This is a genomic window from Candidatus Nitrosopumilus sp. bin_68KS (assembly GCF_054095825.1).
On record NZ_JBSWSP010000022.1, the window covers coordinates 18009 to 36756 of the forward strand.

Annotated in this window: 23 protein-coding genes; 15 read left to right on the forward strand and 8 right to left on the reverse strand. The window is 33.2% G+C overall.

Annotated elements, in window-relative coordinates:
- Positions 1-30: 30 nt before the first annotated feature.
- The 4 genes from ACW9W3_RS08930 (at position 31) to ACW9W3_RS08945 (ending at position 3890) form a co-directional block, all read left to right on the forward strand.
- The gene (locus tag ACW9W3_RS08930) at positions 31-1188 is read left to right on the forward strand and encodes a hypothetical protein (protein WP_457765796.1); all 1158 of its coding nucleotides are present in this window, start codon (positions 31-33) and stop codon (positions 1186-1188) included.
- A 61-nt stretch (positions 1189-1249) separates the two neighbouring features.
- Positions 1250-2155 carry a peptidase gene (locus tag ACW9W3_RS08935; RefSeq protein ID WP_457765797.1) on the forward strand — a complete coding sequence of 302 codons (906 nt, stop codon included), beginning with the start codon at positions 1250-1252 and terminating at the stop codon, positions 2153-2155.
- Between the two features lie 161 nt (positions 2156-2316).
- Positions 2317-3066: a DUF432 domain-containing protein gene (locus tag ACW9W3_RS08940; protein ID WP_457765798.1), complete on the forward strand. Its 750-nt coding sequence runs from the start codon at positions 2317-2319 to the stop codon at positions 3064-3066.
- Positions 3066-3890, forward strand: coding sequence for a mechanosensitive ion channel family protein (locus tag ACW9W3_RS08945; protein ID WP_457765799.1), 825 nt, complete (start codon positions 3066-3068; stop codon positions 3888-3890). Before ACW9W3_RS08940 ends, ACW9W3_RS08945 begins: the two co-directional genes overlap by 1 nt.
- A gap of 3 nt (positions 3891-3893) precedes the next feature.
- Here the strand turns inward: ACW9W3_RS08945 and ACW9W3_RS08950 are convergent, their stop codons facing one another.
- Positions 3894-4178 carry a hypothetical protein gene (locus tag ACW9W3_RS08950; RefSeq protein WP_457765800.1) on the reverse strand — a complete coding sequence of 95 codons (285 nt, stop codon included), beginning with the start codon at positions 4176-4178 and terminating at the stop codon, positions 3894-3896.
- Between the two features lie 301 nt (positions 4179-4479).
- Between ACW9W3_RS08950 and ACW9W3_RS08955 the strand changes: the two genes are divergently transcribed.
- Both ACW9W3_RS08955 and ACW9W3_RS08960 read left to right on the forward strand, forming a co-directional pair.
- Positions 4480-4809, forward strand: coding sequence for a pyrimidine dimer DNA glycosylase/endonuclease V (locus ACW9W3_RS08955; protein WP_457765801.1), 330 nt, complete (start codon positions 4480-4482; stop codon positions 4807-4809).
- 89 nt (positions 4810-4898) lie between these two features.
- Positions 4899-5213 (forward strand): hypothetical protein, encoded by a 315-nt coding sequence (locus ACW9W3_RS08960; RefSeq protein ID WP_457765802.1) that lies wholly within the window; start codon positions 4899-4901, stop codon positions 5211-5213.
- A gap of 12 nt (positions 5214-5225) precedes the next feature.
- On the opposite strand, the gene cysS is transcribed toward ACW9W3_RS08960, so the two are convergent.
- From cysS to ACW9W3_RS08980, 4 genes are all read right to left on the reverse strand, one after another.
- Positions 5226-6620 carry a cysteine--tRNA ligase gene (gene cysS / locus ACW9W3_RS08965; protein ID WP_457765803.1) on the reverse strand — a complete coding sequence of 465 codons (1395 nt, stop codon included), beginning with the start codon at positions 6618-6620 and terminating at the stop codon, positions 5226-5228.
- A 3-nt stretch (positions 6621-6623) separates the two neighbouring features.
- Positions 6624-7415, reverse strand: coding sequence for an NAD+ synthase (locus ACW9W3_RS08970; protein WP_457765804.1), 792 nt, complete (start codon positions 7413-7415; stop codon positions 6624-6626).
- A 173-nt stretch (positions 7416-7588) separates the two neighbouring features.
- Positions 7589-7975, reverse strand: coding sequence for a hypothetical protein (locus ACW9W3_RS08975; RefSeq protein ID WP_457765805.1), 387 nt, complete (start codon positions 7973-7975; stop codon positions 7589-7591).
- Between the two features lie 134 nt (positions 7976-8109).
- On the reverse strand, positions 8110-8412 hold the full coding sequence (locus tag ACW9W3_RS08980; protein WP_457765806.1) for a Rieske (2Fe-2S) protein: 303 nt from the start codon (positions 8410-8412) through the stop codon (positions 8110-8112).
- Positions 8413-8487: 75 nt separating this feature from the next.
- Here ACW9W3_RS08980 and ACW9W3_RS08985 point away from each other — a divergent pair, with 75 nt between their 5' ends.
- From ACW9W3_RS08985 to ACW9W3_RS08995, 3 genes are read left to right on the forward strand one after another with little or no spacing between them, the layout of a single operon-like run.
- Positions 8488-9729 (forward strand): adenosylhomocysteinase, encoded by a 1242-nt coding sequence (locus tag ACW9W3_RS08985; RefSeq protein ID WP_457765807.1) that lies wholly within the window; start codon positions 8488-8490, stop codon positions 9727-9729.
- Positions 9730-9766: 37 nt separating this feature from the next.
- Positions 9767-11425: a methionine--tRNA ligase gene (gene metG, locus ACW9W3_RS08990; RefSeq protein WP_457765808.1), complete on the forward strand. Its 1659-nt coding sequence runs from the start codon at positions 9767-9769 to the stop codon at positions 11423-11425.
- The gene (locus tag ACW9W3_RS08995; protein ID WP_457765809.1) at positions 11422-12174 is read left to right on the forward strand and encodes a DUF726 domain-containing protein; all 753 of its coding nucleotides are present in this window, start codon (positions 11422-11424) and stop codon (positions 12172-12174) included. The genes metG and ACW9W3_RS08995 overlap by 4 nt, the downstream gene beginning before the upstream one ends.
- A 693-nt stretch (positions 12175-12867) precedes the next feature.
- On the opposite strand, the gene ACW9W3_RS09000 is transcribed toward ACW9W3_RS08995, so the two are convergent.
- Both ACW9W3_RS09000 and ACW9W3_RS09005 read right to left on the reverse strand, forming a co-directional pair.
- On the reverse strand, positions 12868-13428 hold the full coding sequence (locus ACW9W3_RS09000) for a TATA-box-binding protein (RefSeq protein WP_457765810.1): 561 nt from the start codon (positions 13426-13428) through the stop codon (positions 12868-12870).
- A gap of 21 nt (positions 13429-13449) precedes the next feature.
- On the reverse strand, positions 13450-14370 hold the full coding sequence (locus ACW9W3_RS09005) for a transcription initiation factor IIB (RefSeq protein WP_457765811.1): 921 nt from the start codon (positions 14368-14370) through the stop codon (positions 13450-13452).
- A 275-nt stretch (positions 14371-14645) separates the two neighbouring features.
- On the opposite strand from ACW9W3_RS09005, the gene ACW9W3_RS09010 reads away from it, so the two are divergent.
- The 3 genes from ACW9W3_RS09010 (at position 14646) to ilvC (ending at position 17287) form a co-directional block, all read left to right on the forward strand.
- The gene (locus ACW9W3_RS09010) at positions 14646-15566 is read left to right on the forward strand and encodes an EF-Tu/IF-2/RF-3 family GTPase (protein ID WP_457765812.1); all 921 of its coding nucleotides are present in this window, start codon (positions 14646-14648) and stop codon (positions 15564-15566) included.
- 34 nt (positions 15567-15600) lie between these two features.
- A complete protein-coding gene (locus ACW9W3_RS09015; RefSeq protein WP_457765813.1) occupies positions 15601-16131 on the forward strand; it encodes a nicotinamide-nucleotide adenylyltransferase in 531 nt (176 codons plus the stop codon).
- A 133-nt stretch (positions 16132-16264) separates the two neighbouring features.
- Positions 16265-17287 (forward strand): ketol-acid reductoisomerase, encoded by a 1023-nt coding sequence (ilvC, locus tag ACW9W3_RS09020; protein ID WP_257719710.1) that lies wholly within the window; start codon positions 16265-16267, stop codon positions 17285-17287.
- A 10-nt stretch (positions 17288-17297) separates the two neighbouring features.
- Here the strand turns inward: ilvC and ACW9W3_RS09025 are convergent, their stop codons facing one another.
- Complete coding sequence (locus tag ACW9W3_RS09025) at positions 17298-17720, reverse strand: cobalamin B12-binding domain-containing protein (protein ID WP_457765814.1); 423 nt, start codon at positions 17718-17720, stop codon at positions 17298-17300.
- A gap of 129 nt (positions 17721-17849) precedes the next feature.
- On the opposite strand from ACW9W3_RS09025, the gene ACW9W3_RS09030 reads away from it, so the two are divergent.
- From ACW9W3_RS09030 to ACW9W3_RS09040, 3 genes are all read left to right on the forward strand, one after another.
- On the forward strand, positions 17850-18113 hold the full coding sequence (locus ACW9W3_RS09030) for a hypothetical protein (RefSeq protein WP_048116023.1): 264 nt from the start codon (positions 17850-17852) through the stop codon (positions 18111-18113).
- A gap of 75 nt (positions 18114-18188) precedes the next feature.
- Positions 18189-18317, forward strand: a complete 129-nt coding sequence (locus ACW9W3_RS09035; RefSeq protein WP_457765815.1) for a CxxC-x17-CxxC domain-containing protein — start codon at positions 18189-18191, stop codon at positions 18315-18317.
- A gap of 139 nt (positions 18318-18456) precedes the next feature.
- The gene (locus ACW9W3_RS09040) at positions 18457-18741 is read left to right on the forward strand and encodes a DNA-binding protein (RefSeq protein WP_457765816.1); all 285 of its coding nucleotides are present in this window, start codon (positions 18457-18459) and stop codon (positions 18739-18741) included.
- Positions 18742-18748: the final 7 nt, after the last annotated feature.

Consider the following 18748-nt stretch of genomic DNA (forward strand, 5'->3'; position numbering starts at 1 on the left):
TTAATAGGCTCATTTTGAGCATAATTTTCATTGCCATCAAATTCTCAAGATATTAGACGTGCAATTTTAGCCAAGTGGCATGAAACGCTTTCAAAACATGGTAATCTTTTTTCATCTGATTCAATAAGTGGAACCAGTCCTCCATCTGTCTTTGTAGGTTCATACAATTACCCCAAAGTCTTTGTCGGTCCAATGGTTCCACCAATCCATGGTGATACTAGCTTACTTGATAGCCCTGAACGATGGAAAGGAAAATCCTTAGAAGATATTGTAAATTTTAGATTAAATTTAGTTCGTGGAATCCAAAAAATCCCCATTGACCAAACTGAAGGAAAATACATTGAAAACCTTCAGGAGGTTGCAATGTCTTCAAAACCTATTGACACTGATTTGATATTTGAAAAATCTACTTCTTCTAATATTTCACTTGATGGCGAAAGTGCACCTTTTGGTCCAGTTGGAGTTATCAATTCTGCAAAATTCTCTGGAACAACTTCTGAAAAATCTATTGAAAAAACTTACTATGATAAAGATTTGAAAGCACAAGATGCTGTACTGAATCTATATAATTCTGGAATTGAAATTTCAAAGATTCAAAAATGTTTTAGTATTGGCATGCTTGGCCAAAAAAGAAAACTGGTTCCAACTAAATGGAGCATTACTGCAACTGATGACATAATTTCAAAATCACTTGTTGATGAAATTTTGGATTATGATCTTATTGACGCCAACAGGGTTTTCTTCTTTGAGCACTTGGGAAATGTTTTCACTATTATTTTATTCCCTCATCGATGGATATATGAAATGATTGAGGCGTGGTATTCAAATGGTGTATTGGGATTTGGTTCTGATTATGAAGATGCAAGAGGAATTGATCATCCTCCAGCAATAGCTGGTGCCTATTTTGCAGCCAAACTTGGAGTTTTAGAATATCTAGTAAAAAATCAAATTCAATCTGGAGTTATAATCTTACGAGAAATAAGACCTGAATATGCAATCCCAGTGGGTGTATGGCAAGTTAGAGAAGGCATACGTGAGGCAATGAAACAAAACCCTGTCCTTTCAGATAGTTTTGATTGTGCTTTAGCAATTGCATCAAATAAAATGAGTATTAGCAAATCCGAATGGTTATCACATGGAAATATTTCAAAATTATTGTTCCAAAAAACATTATCTGAGTATTTTTAATTTTTAGCACTAGATTCAACTTTAGCACTAGTTTAAATAACATTCTGCTATACATTGAATAATGAAAATCGCATTAACTACAATCACCGCAATATTGGTTGTGGCTTCTACAGCATCTTTTGCCTATGCAGAGGGTGTTCCTTCTTGGGTGAAGAACAATGCAGGATGGTGGGCAGATGGCACAATAGTCGAATCTGAATTTATTTCAGGCATTGAATTTCTCATTAAAGATGGAATTATTGTAGTTCCTCCAACAACAGTCTCATCTGAATCATCAGAGGGTGTTCCTTCTTGGGTGAAGAACAATGCAGGATGGTGGGCAGATGGCACAATCTCTGATGGTGAATTTGTAAATGGTATTCAGCATTTGATAAAGACTGGCTTAATTTCAGTTCCTTCAAACACTGAGACTATCAAAATGGTATCTGAAAAACCAAAAAGTAGTGATTCTAACTTAGCTGCATTAGAATCTGAATTAGAAAAATGCTCTGAAATCAAAAAAGCATATGATAGACTAAACTGTGAAAGATCTGCAAAGCATAACCTTATTGCATATAATTACAAACTGATTTCTCAACCAATTCCAGTTGGGTCTGTTATTTTCTATTGGCCTGGATTTGAGACTGAAGGAAATAATTTTGAAATTACATCTTCTGGTCAAGCAATGCTGCGACTTCGTATCTTAGTTGAAAATACTGGTACTCAAACTGAGTCTCTCTTTTGTACTGGACCTGCAATATGCAACTATGATGTTACCAATGGTGATGTGGATTACAAATATTCTGGAATGGATTTTACCAATGGCCAAGTCGTAATCAAGCCTAGGGAGACTAAAATGTTCAATATGTTCTTTGGACCAAATATTGGTGGAGGAGGAACTACATTTGAATATGATTCCGGAAAAGACTATTACTTTAGAATCATGGAATCCTTTGGTAGTGGTTCTATCCCATTAAATTTGGGATAGATTCTTTATTTTTTATTCAATTTTTTTAGAATTAATGAGAATTTTGGCAGTATGGCTATTACTTTAGAATTAAAGTAATATTTTCAAATCCAATTGAAATTAATATTAATCCATTGTTTTGATGATAGAGATTAAATGCAGGATTTTAGTAATTATTAATTATGAGTGATTCAGAAAATGATTTTTCATCTTATGGAACTTATACAATCCAAGAAAAATCTGAATTTTCATTTCTTGGTATCACAATAAAAATTGAAAAAATCGGCGAACATGTTTATTCATATATTCGAAAAGATTCTGAAGACAATCTTCTCAAAAAAGTTATTCCTGTCTCCTCCTCTGAACTTACTATTGAAATATCGCCGATTAGGCCATTAAATTATCCTGCTCGAAGAGCTTCTCATATGTATTTGGATTTTGAAACTCCTATTTTTTTATCTGAAGGTTCTGCAGCAAGTGTTTTTGTTAGATGTCCAGTTGAAATTGGAATATTTCTAATTCATGATGGACACAAGGATTCCTTAGATTGGGTTGATTGTGAGCCATTAAATGCCCGATTTTGCCTATATGGCTCTCCTGAATCTGGAACTCTTTGTAAATATGCTCCCTCAGAAATAGTCGATTCATATGATGATTCAACCGCATATGTTGATGGAATTTTAAAAGTTGATCTTAAAAATGATTTAGATAAAGGATTGACAATATCTAAAATTGTTTTTGCAGCAAATGATGTCTCTGTATATTATAAAAATTCAAAAGCAATGTTTGATTCGTTAAGAGTTGTATTAAAGAAAAAACTTACTCTTGAAATTCTTGATGTTACTCCTCAACCAGTTCAAACTGATTGGATAAAATCTCCAACATTTGAAAAAGTTGAAAATATTAAACGCGTGGATATGGGTATTGAATAATGGTGTTTGAATTTTTACAAAATTTAGATGCGATAGAAATCATTGGCGGTTTGACTCTACTTTCACTACTTATCGGTGGAATAATTATGGGGGTTGGAATAATTATTGCAAGAACTTTTAGATTATTATTTACAAAATACTATGCACCTAAACTTCCACAGGATTCCGCAAAAAACCTTGGTAAATTAATTTATTTTGGAATTATAATATTGGCATTTTTAGTTTTTACATCTACTACTGGTGTTGATTTTTCAGGATTACTTGTTGCAGGTGGAATATTCGGAATTGTAATTGGATTTGCAACACAGTCTGTTGTTTCAAATTTAATTTCAGGTATTTTCTTGATGATAGAAAAACCTGTTAAACAAGGAGATAAAATTGAGATCCCAGGAGCTGATGTGTCTGGGACATTATTGGACATCAGTACTTTCTCAGTTCGTGTAAGGAGATTCGATGGCACTATTATTAGAGTTCCCAATGAGGTATTTTTTACATCTAACATTCGTTCTCTTTCATCTACTCCCGTTAGAAGATCTGAGGCAATTATTGGAATTGCTTACAAGGAAGACATTGATGGTGCAATTTCAGTCATGGAGAAGCAAATTCGCAAATCTATGTCTTTTGTTTTAATATTGCCTAAACCTGAATTTAGAATTAAAGAGTTAGCTGATTCCAGTGTGAATATTGAAATTTTGGTTTGGCATCCTAGGGATGACTGGGATCAGGTGGGTCCACATTTACTAAAAGTTGCAAAAAAAGCTCTAGATAATGCTGGTATTGAAATTCCTTTTCCTCAACGTGTTATCTGGCAAGCAAAACAATGAAAATTATTTTTCAATAGCGCCCATCTGATTTTTCTTTAGTCTTCGCTTTTTAATTAGAGCAAACATTATCATCCCAACATTGATAATAGAAACTATTTCGATTAAATCCACTCCATACAAGAACCAATCAATTACTGGATGAACTCTTGATACAATACCTGCTTCTAGCATTATGTCTGCATTCCATATCATATGTGGAACTTGAATGAATTGAATAATTGCAATTAAGATTACACTGCCAAGTATTTTATTTTCATACCAATTCCAAAATTTATTCCATGCATTCATAAATTTAATTATTGTTTAATTGTAATAAACACTATGAAAATTAGATGAAACTAATTAGACTGAACTAATTTTTTCAGGCATACACTTACAAAATTAGCTTGAGCTTTTAATTATTTTTTAACATGTTATTAATTAAAAAATTTAAAATTCCTAGAAACCCTAAAAAATAATCATTTTAAATTTCTTTTAAAGTTAATAAATAATTTTTTTACATACTAAAAAAATAAATGCAATCTTTACAAAACTTATTCATGAATACAATTAAGATTACTTCTCTAAAACTACTTTGGAATACTTTACAATGAGAATATGGGATATTTCACCTAGATACTTGTGTAGAAATCATCTACTTGGAGAACATCGTGAATTACATGCAATGTGGGTTGTAATAACTGAAAAGAAAAAAGGATATTCAATGCATCCTGAGACAATTCGTTGGAAAGGAAAATTGAAAGCGATGTATCTTAGGCATGAAGAACTAGTCAAAGAAATGGTTTCTAGAGGTTATTCTCATAAAAGCCCGCTTGATAAAAGAAAAGCAACTGGGACTTCTATCCAAAATGTTTTTGTTGATTCTATAAAAAAACAAGTGAAGATTTTGCAAAAAAAAGATTGTGATTGCAATGTTTAATTTCATGGACTTTTAAAAATATTGTTAGCACTAGTAAAATATTTGGCTCTAGGTTATATCTTAGAAACGCCTAGTAGTAGTGAGGAGAAATGCAACAAACAACAAACAAAAAAACACCACAGCTAAAGTTTCTAGCAATCTTTGCTGTTGCCACTTCAGTCATACTAGTTTTGACTATTACTCCTTGGAACATAATTCCAACCCTAGTAACTGAAGATGTCACAGTAATTGCAGTAACTGACTACGGTTGTGTTGGAGAGTCCACTTTTGGACATTCCGTTGTTGTTTCTGATTGTGATGTGGGTGTTGGAGATATAGTCTCTGCAACATTTTATGTCCCTGCAATGGAACTAAACGGATACTATGATAGAATTGAGGACAAACTAGCAATGGTTATTCCTTAATTACTATCTTTTTTATTTTTTATTCTCAGCTTTGATCTTTTCTTTTTTCATCCAAATTGTCTTTTCTTTATGATCAATTAATTCCACATTCATTTCATTTAATTTATCTCGAATTTTATCAGCCTCTTCAAATCGTTTTTCTTTTCTAAATGTCTCTCTGGATAAAATTAAATTATCGATTTCTTGTCTTTTTTCTTTAGTCATTTCTGGAATTTGCAATCCTAAAATTCCAAGCATTCTTTCAAGTTCATTTTTGATAGTGTGTGCATCGTCTTTACCTAGTATTTCCTCAGCTGCCATTCTGTTAGTCTCTTTTACTAGTTGAAAAAATGCAGATAATGCTAGATGTGTGTTGAGATCACCATCTAATGCGTTATCAAAATCTTTACTTGTCTTTTCAATTATTGAATTGACTTTTTGATTATTTTCACTATTTGCATGAATCAATTCATAATAGCAAGTTTCTACTTGTCTCCATTTGATGAGATTCTCTTTTAGTAATTCTTCAGAGTAGTCAATTGGTTTTGAATAGTGTCCTGAAAGACAAAATAGTCTGATAATGTTTGAACCCCAGTTTTCAAGTACATGCTTGATTGATTTGATATTTCCAAGCGACTTTGACATTTTTTCACCATTGATTGTTACCATGCCAACATGCATCCATATCTTTGCAAATTGTGAACCCGTACATGATTCGGATTGTGCTATTTCGTTTTCATGATGTGGGAAAATTAAATCGCGCCCACCACCATGAATGTCAAAATTTTCTCCTAGATACTTTATACTCATTGCAGAGCATTCTATATGCCATCCTGGACGACCTTTGCCCCATGGACTGTCCCAAAGAGGCTCTTTATCTGATAATTTCCATACGGCAAAATCCAATGGATCATTTTTAGCTTCATCTACTTCTATTCTTGCACCTGATTGGAGTTCATCTATTTTTTTCTTTGATAGTTTTCCATACTCTGGAAATTTTGATACTGCAAAATACACGCCATTTTTTGTAACATATGCGATTTCTTTTTCAATTAGTTTTTTGATAAATTCTACAATATCTCCAATATGTTCTGTTGCCTTTGGATAATTTGTTGCATGCTTTACATTTAATCCATCAAAATCTTTAAAATAATTTTCAATGTATTTTGTACTGATTTTTTTAGCTGTGGTGTTTTCTGAATTTGCACGATTGACAATTTTATCATCCACATCTGTGAAATTTTGAATGAATTGGATTTCAACATTTTTGCTTTCTAAATATTTTCTTAACACATCAAAAACTATAACTGTTCTTGCATGACCAATATGTGATTCATCATAAACTGTAACACCGCAAAGATATATTCTGATCTTTTTAGAAATGTCTAATTCTTGTTGTGAGTTCAGTAATGTATCTTGAATTTTCATTCCTTAATCTCTATTGGGTTTTTGTGAAGGCAATCTTTTATGTTCACTGTTTAGATATAATTGGTAAATCTTTTCTACAACTGATTTCTCAATTTGGGTTAATTCTGCAGTTTCATCAATTGTTTTTTTCTTTTCAAATAAACAATACAATATGGAATCAATTTCTTCATATGTTGATCCTAATTCTTCTTCTGCAGCATGATCTTTCCACAAATGCGGACTGCTCTTTTTTGAAATTACGTTTTCTGGAACTCCAAGATATTTTGCAATTTCTCTTACCTGTAGTTTGTAGAGTGAAATAATTGGTGTGATATCTGATGCACCATCTCCGTATTTCGTAAAATACCCCATTAGGTATTCGCTTTTATCACTAGAACCTAAAACAAGGTAATTTTTGGAATTTGCATAGTAATACAAAATATTTGTTCTAATTCTTGCACGTAGATTGCCCTTTGCCCAATCATTTGGTTCCAGATACATTGAATATTCATTAACAATTGGCTTGATGTCAATTAACTTGTATTCAATTCCCGTAAGTGAAATCATTTTGAGGGCATCATCTGTTTCAGATTTTGGTGTGATTGAAGTATCTGGCATAATTAATGCAACAGTTTTTTCTTTGATTTGCCTTTTACACAAATAAGTTAAAACTGCAGAATCGATTCCTCCACTTAGACCTAGAATTACGCCCTTTGCATGATTTTTTTCTATTTCATCTGATAGAAACTTTTCAAATGTTTGCGTAATTGAAGCATAATCTTGATTTTTAATTTCATTAATAATATCTTGATTCAATAATTAGTTTTGATTATTTCTGAGGATAAAAATTCTCCTTAAATTGAAGGAAAATCAGTTCATTTTGAACATACATTATTCCTTATACTAAATTATTGTTTAAAAATCACAGAAAAATCTGTGCCCTACAAAACCCATACCTAACACGAGGGAAGGGAAATTTACCCTTCTCTTTATTGATTATCTAAAATTTCAAATGATGTTGAAGCAATTTCCTCATCATGGTATATCAGAATTAATTGATGAATTCCTATTTCTGAATCATCTGTGATGTGGTATGGCATGTAAATCTCACCATTTCTTGCAGCATATGTGCTAATTTCAATTTGAGATTCGTCTGGTGAAATAATTACAAATGTGATTAGTGATCCTCTACTATAATCCTCGATAAATCCTGAAATTATCAATTGTTGATAACTATGTTTTGATTGGGGTTGCTTGAATTTCTCTTCATCTACAGCAACAAATGTCACGCCTTCTAACTCCTCAGCAAATGTAAATTGCATAAATCCTATGGCTACAATGCCCAACAATATTGGAAGGATTATTTTGCTATTCAATACCCTTCTGTGGTTTATTGACATTAAATCCTAGAGGAATTAATGGTAAAAACTTGGTTCCAAAATGGACTTTTTTTATCTAATCTTTCAAAACTGATGCTATTTTTTCAATTTACGATATAATGCTGATTTTTCTAGACATCTACATAGATGCCGTCGTCTCTTACCTCAACCTTGTATGTTTCTAGTTTGACCTCTTTTAGATAGTCAGTAAGCTGCCCTGTTTTGATATTATAATGCCAGAAATGTAATGGGCATTCTACAATATCTCCATCTAGTTTACCTGGTGCAATCGAGCCATCTTGATGAACACAAAGATCATCAATTGCATGATATCCATCCTGATTAAAGATTGCAATTTGTTTCCCTTCTATTTTGAAGGCTTTTCCTTTTCCTGATGCAACTTCGCCTTTTTCAGCAATCTTTTTCCAAGTCAATGATATTCTGACATTTTTGTCATTTATTTAGATTCGCATGATAGAATTTTATAGTGTGCCATAAGGCTTTGATTATTGAGTAAAGTAAAATCTAGTTCTAAATTGATCAAAGAGGGAAAATTATCTTATGAATGGGCTAGATCTCATATGCAAATTCTCGATAATACTATTAACAGATTTAAAAAATCAAAACCACTAAAGGGTGTAACCCTTGGATTTTGTTTGCATATTACAAAAGAGACCTCTGTATTACTAATGGGCGCAAAAGAACTTGGTGCAACTGTTGCTTGCTGTGGTGGTAATCCATTAACAACACAAGATGATATTGCAGCATTTTTAGCCTCTCAGGGAATTCATGTTTATGCATGGCATGGTCAATCTGTAAAAGATTATGATTGGTGTATCGATCAAGTTTTGAAGCACAAACCCACAATTTTAACTGACGATGGCGCAGACATGAACATCAAAGCTCATTTTGATAAAAGATTCAATACAATGAAAATTCTAGGTGCCACTGAAGAAACCACTGCTGGTGTTACTAGAATTAGAGCTGTAGAAAATCAAGGCAAACTTCGTTATCCTGTAATTTTAGTAAATGAGGCATACACAAAACACATGTTTGATAATAGATATGGGACTGGACAGAGTACCATTGATGGTTATCTAAGAGCTATGAATTTACTCATGGCTTCAAAACGTGTAGTTGTAATCGGATATGGTTGGGTCGGTCGTGGTGTTGCATCAAGATTCCAAGGTATGGGTTCTAAAGTTATAGTTACTGAGATTGATCCGATAAAAGCACTTGAAGCTCATATGGATGGATTTGAAGTAATGCCAATGTCTCAAGCTACAAAGATTGGTGATATGTTTGTCACATGTACTGGAATGACTAGTGTGATTAGAAAAGAGCACATACTCCAAATGAAAAATGGTGCAATCATGGGTAATGTAGGTCACTTTGATGTTGAAATTGATAGTAAATTCTTGTTAAAACAGTCCAAATCTGTAAAGCAGGTAAGACCAAGTCTTGACGAATGTACTTTGAAAAACGGTAAAATTGTTTATCTAATTGGTGAGGGCAGACTTGCAAACTTGGTGGCAGCCGAAGGACATCCACCAGAAGTTATGGCGCAATCATTTTCAAATCAAATTTTGTCTGTTTTGTATATTCTTAAAAACCATCAAAAAATGGAAAATAAAATTATCAATGTTCCTGAAGAGATTGATAAACAAGTAGCAGTTGATGCTCTTGCTGCAATGGGTGTTAAAATTGATAAACTTACTCCTGAACAAGTAAAATACGCAAACAGCTGGTAAAACTTCTTAACCTCAATATCGTTCTTCTCAAGTATTAATGAATAGCAAAGCCATCATAACAAGTGCATTACCCTATGCAAATGGTGAAATCCATTTGGGTCATGTTGCATCAACATATCTTCCTGCAGATGTTACAACTAGATTTCTAAAACTAAACGGAGTGGAGGCATACTATGTTTGTGCATCTGATGATTTTGGAACCCCTATCTTAATTCAATCTGAGAAAGAAGGTAAGACTCCTGCAGATTATGTCGCTCATTGGAATAAGCGAGATTATGATGATTTTTCAGCATTTAACATTGAATTTGATTATTTTTACAAGACCAGTTCACCAGAAAACATTGCATTTGTTCAAGATGTTTTCAAAAAACTTAATGATGCTGGGCATATTTATGAGAAGGAAATAATTCAATTCTATTGTAATAATGACCAGAAATTCCTACCAGACAGATATGTTAAAGGCTCATGTCCTCATTGTAATGCTGAAGACCAATACTCTGATCTTTGTGAGAGTTGTGGTCGTGTTCCTGAAGAGATTACTGATCCTAAATGTTCTCTCTGTGGACAAGTTCCAACAAAAGAAAAAACTATGCACTATTTTTTCAAGCTCAAAAACTTTGGTGACTCTTTATCAAAATGGCTCGAAGAAAATGAACATCTTCAAAAAGATGTTAAAAAATATGTTCAAAACTGGATTAAATCTGGATTGATTGACTGGGATATTACACGTGATATTACTTGGGGTGTTCCAGTTCCGTTAGATGGTGCAAAAGACAAAGTATTCTATGGTTGGTTTGACAATCATCTTGCATACATTTCAACTGCATTGAAATTTCTAAACGATAAAGGTATTGATGGAAAAGAGTTTTGGAATTCTGCTGATATCTATCACTTTATTGGAAAGGATATTGTGTATCATCATTATCTTTTTTTACCTGCAATGCGATTGGGGATTGATAGAGAATACAAACTTCCCGACTATATCCCAACAAGAGGACATCTTACTTTACAAGGAAAGAAAATCTCTAAAAGCAGAAATTGGTATATTGGATTAAAAGACTTTTTAGAATTTTACCCTGCAGACTATCTTAGATATTACCTTGTATCCATTAATCCTTATTCTCAGGATGATTTGAATTTTGATTGGGATGACTTTACAACTAGAATAAATTCTGAATTGATTGGAAATCTTGGAAACTTTGTAAATCGTGCATTGGGATTCACCAAAAAAGCATTTGATGGAAAAGTACCAGATATTGATTCCTTTGATGAAAAAGATACTGAAGCAGAAGAAAAAATAAAAAATCTTGATTTAGAACTTGGTTCTCTATTAGAACAAAATCATCTTGATAGGGCTTTGAAGAAAATAATGGAGTTTTCATCTTTTTTTAACACCTATTTTCAGCATAAAGAACCATGGAAAAAAGGACCTGGAACTGCAAACTGTGTTTATCTTTCAGTTAATGCTGCAAAAAGTATTGCCATTGCTCTTTTCCCATTTCTTCCTGAATCTGCACAAAAAATCTGGACACAGTTAGGACTCTCTGGCAATGTTGTAGATTCATCCTGGGAAGATATTTCTAAATTTGCTGTGCCTGCAGGACATGTTTTAGGTGATGCATCCCCTTTGTTTGTCAAAGTAGAGGAATCTGATATTATAAAGCATAAGCAACAGTTAGGATCCTTTAAGAAATGAGGTCCGTTCCTAGAATTTCTACTAGGGGCTACTATGATCTTTCTAACGGGAAAACTCTCAAAAATAATTCCTATTATTTTTATCCAAAACCTGATTTTAGAAAATTGATAAATTCTAAAGAAATCACAATTATGATTCATGGTTTGAGAAATGATAATGCGGGAGCTATAGCAAAAGTATTACTGGCAAAAAACCGCTTACACAAATTAGGTTATTCTTATCCTGTAATTGGGTTTAGTTATGATTCAAACACGACAGGTGCTCATTTGATTAAACATGCAAAACATTCACTTGCGGTTGGACAAACCATTGCAAAGAAAAATGGACGAAACCTTGGCCTGTTTATTGAAGACTTTAAGAAATCAAGCCCTAAAACAAAAATTCGATTGATGGGCCATTCATTAGGCTCACAAGTAATATTGAGTACCTTGGAATATCTATCAAAAAAGAAACAAAATATGGGATTGGTTGAAGGTGTTTATTTTTTTGGTGCATCAATTACTGAAGATGTACCATCATCAAAAAAATATGGAAAAATTCTTCAAAGAATTGTGAATAAAAAAATTGTAAATCATTATGCACCTTCTGATGAAGTGCTTACTTGGGCAGATAATGAAAAATATGTTAAAGGTCCATTGGGTCTTAACGGTGCTATTGGAAAACCAATCAGTAAATATCATCAAAAATTAGTTAAACCAAAAAATCATAGATTTGCAAGTTACGCTGCAGTGCTAAAATTATTTCCTTAATTTCCTGAACGTCTAGGTGTAGTATGATTCGTACGTTATTCTTTAATAGAAAAATATTATTCATAACTTATTATGAAGACTCGTATTTTCTCTCAAAGTAACAAATCCATTTTATATCACTTACATGTTCTAGATGAAACACATGATGACACTGATGATCTTTTTGAATACCCGTGTTAGAAACAAGAAATATGATTTTGAATAATCTATTTAGATAATTTTTGATTATGTGTGGAAATGTGCCTGAATTTATAGAATTTACAAGAAACCTATAGGTAATTGGGCACAAAATTTAGAAATAAAGCCGGTATATATCTAGGGTAAACTAGTTAGAGTATGTTTAAAAAAATACTTGAAAAATTAAAAATTGGATCTTCTAAGACCAAACCTTCAGATGATGTAAATGCATTTACAGAATCTGAAAAAAAGAAAGAGGCTAAACTGAAATGAAATATCAATGCAGAGTTTGTAATTTTAATTGGGAAGGAAACTCCGATACATTTTCTAAAGTATTACTTCATGAAAAGACTCACACCAAAAAGGTTTCAGCATAATGCTTACTTGCAACAAATGCTACAACAAACATCATGATCAATGCATGGGAAAAGCTGGAATGTTCGACTGTGGATGTGAATGCTTTACAAAATCAAAATAATTGATTAGAACATATTTAATAATTTTTAATTAAAAATACTAATCGTAAACCATTAAATTTTTCTCTTCAAGCAAATTATGAATTTGATTGACAGAACGATGGATATCTTTTTCAATTCTTGCACCAACACATACAAGTTTACCTGATGCAAAAATTAGAATTACTGTTTTTGGATCAAGCATTCTGTGAATCAATCCGGGGAATTGTTCTGGTTCGTACATGCTTCTTGGAAGTGTTCTAGCTGCTTGTTCCAAATTCACTTTGCCTCCAAGATTAATTGATGAAACGATGTTTTGAATTGTAACTATGGGTTCATTTTTAATTTTAATTTTCCCTTTTCTTAAATTCTGAACAACAATGTTCACTGCCTTGATTGCCATCTCTTCTGATTTTGCACCAGTACATACCATTTTTCCTGAGCCAAAAAGTAATGTTGCTGTTCGTGGAGTTTTCAGTCTGAATACTGCTCCTGGGAATTGCTCTGGATGATATTCTACATCGGGGAATTTTTTTGTTATGTCTACAAGATCTAATTTCTGCTCAATTGTTGCAGATGCTACTACATTTACGATTGCTATTACTGGCTTGGTTTCTGTCATATCTTTTTGGTTATTTCTTTACTATATCTCCGTATCTTGGTCTAATCTGAGTCCTTTGTATCTATTTCTAATGGTCACTTCAGTTACATTTGAGGCTTCTGCTATGTCTCTTTGAGTTCTATCTTCCCCATTTTTTACACATGAAAGGTACAATGCAGCTGCTGCCAGTCCCATAGGATCTTTTCCAGCAGATTCCTCATGATCTTGAGCAATTTGTAGAACCTTGGCTGCATAGCGTTTAGTTTTCTCAGAAATATCGAGTTTACTTGAAATTCTTGCAATACACTGAACTGGATTAACTACTGGCATTTTTAGCTCTAGTTCTTGATGTAGGATTCTATAACATCGTGAAATATCTTTTTTCTTTATGTTTCCTGCATCTGCAACATCTTTTAGAGTTCGTGGAGTTTCAGTATCTCTACATGCAGCATATAGTGCAGCAGCTATGAGTGCTGAAATGGAACGACCTCTCACTAGACCTTTCTCCAATGCTTTTCTGTAAATGTATGATGCTTTTTCAATTACTGAATCTGAAAGTGATAATTTGTCTTTTAATGTTGATAACTGACTTAGTGCTTGTCTTAGATTTTTATCGGCAGATGCATTTACTTTACTTCTACTATCCCAAGTTCTGAGTCGTTCAATGGTACTTTTCATGGATGATGAAAGTGGCTTTCCTGATGCGTCTTTATTCATAGGACTGATAATTGTTGCAAGTCCTCTATCATGCATAGCAAGTGATGTTGGAGCTCCAGTTCTAGTTGGATCTGCACCCCCATCTTTTGAAAATGATCTCCACTCAGGTCCTGAATCTTGTAATGTCTCAGAAATTACAAAACCGCATTTAGAACAAAATCTTTCTCCTGTAACATTATCTGATAACATGGATTTTTGTCCACAACGTCTGCAAACACTATCTGCATTGAGAATTTCTAAAACCAAAAATATGACCACTATTGTTTATTTTATTTCCTATAATAACTGACTTATTTTGTAAATTTCTTAAAAAATGTCTATTTTCTGGCATTTAGGCATGTAATTGAGTATAATCACAAAATAATCTTGTCATAATAGAAAAACACCTAGTGCCTGGGCTAGAATTGCTATGATTCCAACTATGACAATTTTTATTCCCAATTTCATATCAAATATGCTTTGTTGATATTCAATAAGTATTACAAAAACCTACATTAACCTAAATTTTTCATTCAACACTGATGGTGTTATCTGTGAACTTTGTAGTTTTAGGCAAGCAAGATATTGCAGCTGAATTTGGAAAAAAAGGAACTGTAACTGATTTGTCTCTTTATGACAGAAAAGAATCTGACGTAATCAAAACCTGGGTTACTCCTAGTGGATTTCCAGAAAAAATTCAGCCATTATTTCAAGCAATCAATTTAGCAGAATATGTTATACTATTAGTGGATAAATTAGATAAATTCACTGGGGAGCAAATCATTGCATTAGATTCTCTAAAAAAAGAAAAAGGTATTTTATCTCATACATTTGATGTTGATGAATCAAAATTAAATACCATGATCAAAGGCACTGTGGTTGAAAATTACACTAAAGTTGATCAAGATAAAATTAAAGAAACAATGGATAAACTAGAACCATTATCAAATGATGATCCTTCTGAGATGGTAATTGATCATTGTTTTGATGTAAAGGGTGTGGGGACTGTAATTTTGGGTAAAGTGACACATGGAAAAATAAAACAATATGATAACTTGAAATTATATCCTGCAGAAATTGATGTTCTGATTAAATCAATACAAATGCATGATGATCCTGTGGATGAATCTGTTTGCCCTGCTAGAGTAGGACTTGCAGTAAAGGGTGCCAAGCCTGATGAGGTAGGACGTGGAGATATAATTTCGAAAGAAGGCGCAGTAGATGTAAAAACTGAGATTGAACTTGATTTTACAAAGAGTCCTTTTTACAAAAGTGAAATTTCAGAAAATCAAGGATGCTTAGTAAATGTTGGATTGCAAATTAAAGCTGCAAAATTTACATCCATCTCACCCCTTAAACTAACATTTGAAAAACCAATTGCATGCAAAAAAGGTCAAATCGCAGTAATTCTAAAACCTGAATCTCCCACAATTAGAATTCTTGGTAGCGGCACAATTCAATAGACTGATTTAATAAAATCCAATTAAATTATTACTTATGCGTGGATTAATGATGGGGAGGTTTCAGCCTTTTCATTTAGGGCATTTGGATTTGGCAAATCAAATCCTTGATGAGTGTGATGAATTAATAATTGCTATAACTAGTGGTCAGTTTAATTATTTAGAAAAAGATCCTTTTACTGCAGGTGAACGAATCGAGATGATTCATAATTCTCTAAAGGAATCTTCTTTGGATTTGACTCGATGCTTTGTCGTGTCTATTGAAAATCAATTCAATGTGGCTACTTGGGCATCATATCTAAAATCTGCATTACCTCATTTTGATAAAGTGTTTAGTGGAAATGACTATGTCTCAATGTTACTTGCAGATTCAGGTATTGATGTTGTAACTCCTAAATTTTTAGATAGAACTCAATACAATGCAACGAGAATTCGATCAATGATTATTTCTGATGAAACCTGGAAAGATTTTGTCCCAAATGCAGTTTATGATTTACTGACAAAAATTAATGCAAAAAATAGATTAGCAGTAATTTCTATATCTGATACCGATCCTACCAAACATTAATGGAACCTATTCGAGCCTGTCCAATTTGTCCCAAATGCGGTTCAAAGAGATTTGTCAGGCTACCTGGAGAAAAGGTTACTGTAAAATGTCGTTCATGTGACAAAATAATTGAAATCTAAATTTCATAGTTAATATTTGCAGCATTCTTAAAAAATTCATGGCAAAAACATGGAAGGATAACGAAATCAGCCTTGATCCAATAAAAGATCAAACTGTCGCTGTAATCGGTTATGGAATCCAAGGTGATGCACAAGCTAACAACATGAAAGACTCTGGTCTGAATGTGATAATTGGTCTAAAAGAAGGCGGTAACAGCTGGAAAAAGGCAGAAGCTGATGGTCACAAAGTAATGTCAGTTGCAGACGCAACAAAACAAGGTGACATTATACATATTTTGATTCCAGATATGATTCAAGGGCAAGTATACAAGGATGAAATCGGACCCAATCTTTCAGAAGGAAAAGCATTGTCATTTTCTCATGCAGCTGCAATCTATTGGAAATGGATTGAAGCTCCAAGTAATGTTGATCTAATCATGGTTGCCCCAAAAGGACCTGGTTCAAAAGTTAGAGAAACATATCTTGATAATTTTGGAACTCCTGCAATTGTTGCAGTTGAACAAGATTTTACAGGAAAAGCTTGGGATCGAACATTAGGAATTGCAAAAGCAATTGGAAGTGCAAGAGCTGGATTGATCAAGACTGCTTTCAAAGAGGAAGTAGAAACTGATTGGTTTGGTGAACAAGCCGACCTTTGTGGTGGTGCAGCTTCTATGGTTACAAATGCATTTGAGACTCTAGTTGAAGCAGGATATCAACCTGAAATTGCATACTTTGAAGTTTTACATGAACTCAAACTCATCGTAGACATGATTCAGAGATATGGGATAAATGGTATGTGGAGACGTGTAAGTGAAACTGCAAGATATGGTGGTCTGACACGTGGTCCAATGGTAATGGATTCTGCAAATAAAGAAAACATGAAAAAAGTTCTTACCATGATTCAAGATGGTACATTCAACAACGAGTGGATTTCTGAATATCAGAAAAACGGCAAAGATGCATTTGACAAATACATGAAAGAATATGACGGACACCAAATTGAAAAAGTTGGTAAAGAAATGCGTAAAATGATGTGGCCTGATTCCACAGAATAATCTTTTTTTCTTATATTTTTCTTAATTTAGATACGCCGCTTGTAATGTGATTGATTATTGTCGGTAATGGTGTTCCTGGGCCAAATACATGGTCAACTCCTGATTTTATCAGATCCTTATGATCAATGTCTGGAATTACTCCTCCGCCAACTATTAGGACGTCGTTAATTCCTTTCTTTTTTAATGCCTTTACCACTCTTGGGAAAAGAGTTCCATGTGCACCATTTAGCAAACTCATTGCAACCGCATCAACATCTTCATCTTCTGCAATCTGTGCAATTCTTTCTGGCGTTGCAAATAATCCTGAATATATTACCTCCATTCCTGCATCTCTGAATGCTCTGCATAATACTAAAGCCCCTCTATCATGACCATCAAGACCTAACTTGGCAACTAAGATTTTGATGCTTCGTGATGCTGTCTTTTGTTTCATAATAATTTCTATATTTTGTATGTTTTAAAGGGTTTATTTGATTTTCGTCAATCTATTTTTTTAGGTGAAATGCTTTAATCTCTTCAAATATATTGATTCAAAAATTAGTTTGTATCGGTAATAACAGGTATGACCGAAGACGTATGTGATTTTTGTAAAGGAGTTGGCTCCTCTGGCCCAAACACTTGTGTGTATTGTAATGGGACAGGTGAATGGAATAATGCAGCTCAAGCATATGTGAAAAATCATATTTGTCAATGTATTGTTCTTGATAGAAAATTCTGCCCTGTTTGCAACAAAGCATGTCATCATGACACTTCACTTAACCCTAAACAGAAAATTGATCCTGGTTATGGGGGAATGTCTAGTCCTGAAATTTCTGTAATTGCATAAATTTTGACAATTTCAATGGTTTGTGATTTTCTCAGAATACCTACCGTTCTTATAGTTGAGAAAGTCAATTAAGATATGTCCGAAGATAGAAAAATGTACAAATGTACATGTTCTGACTGCGGCAAAGAATCTGAAGTTCCTTTTGAACCAAAAGCGGACAGACCAGTCTATTGCCGAGAATGTTTGCCAAAACATCGTAGTTGATGAATTTAGACTAGTTTCGTTTAATTAATTTTGAACTAAATTATTTCCAAGTATATCAAAAATCTTTTTTTCTTTTTTAACAGCATTTGCGACTAGTTGTATATACTCAGTTTAAATTATGCGCCAATACGATTTCAATATGTCAAACAGTTCTAAAGATACGATTTTCATTGGAAAAAAACCATTGATGACTTATGTCACCTCTGCAATTATTCAATTAGCCACAATGCCAATAATCACGATTAAAGCCAGAGGAATGACTATTGCTCATGCAGTAGATGTCGCTCAAATAGTATTGCAGAAAACAAAACCTGCATTTGTAATTGGCGATGTTAAAATTGGTTCAGAATCATTAGTATCTCAAGATGGTAGAAATCGAGATGTTTCATCAATTGAGATTTCTCTAAAAAGAGCACAAGCTTAAGGTTAGT